The 536-nt window shown below is 37.9% G+C and carries 1 protein-coding gene; it reads right to left on the bottom strand.

The genetic code is table 11. From position 1 onward, the window contains the following. Positions 1 to 435, bottom strand: a 435-nt coding sequence (locus tag BCT81_RS28095) for an EAL domain-containing protein (protein ID WP_133152760.1), incomplete at its 3' end; no start/stop codon positions are given. Positions 436 to 536: the final 101 nt, after the last annotated feature.

Raw genomic sequence — 536 nt, 5'->3', positions numbered from 1 at the left:
GACTAAGATATTTACTCCGATATTTATCAGACGATCTAGCTTAACGAATAACTCTTCATCTCCATCTTTAATCGAAATATCATCTAGCTCTAGAAAAATAGAGTTAATAGCAACACCTGATTTTACACACTGAACACGAATTGCTTTTGCGAGGTCATAGCAAATGATGTCTTCTACTTTCACAGAAACATAAATTCTCAATGGCGTTTGGATATCGCGTAAATGCTTTGTCGACTCTTTTAGAGTGAATAGAAACATTTCATAGTTTTTATTTGTAGAGTACACATTTCTTATGAAGAAGTTTGAGCTCAGTGTAACCCCGTCATCGACTTTATACCTAGGATGGCATTCAACGCCAAGGAGCCTCCCTGTGCTGCTCTCTATTTTAGGGTCGTAATACAGCTCATAGCTTTCACTAAAGATCATAATCAACACACTCCTCCTAGCGATAGAGGTTTCTATCGAGCTTTCCTTATGAGCGCATCTTATAAGGAGAGTACTCTGGGATACGATGCCTTTCTTAAGAAGAAAAAGAG

The organism is Vibrio sp. 10N.261.52.A1, assembly GCF_002876325.1.
Lineage (GTDB): Bacteria > Pseudomonadota > Gammaproteobacteria > Enterobacterales > Vibrionaceae > Vibrio > Vibrio chagasii.
The sequence above is the reverse complement of the archived record's forward strand: the minus strand, read 5'-3'. Positions and strand labels throughout refer to the sequence as shown.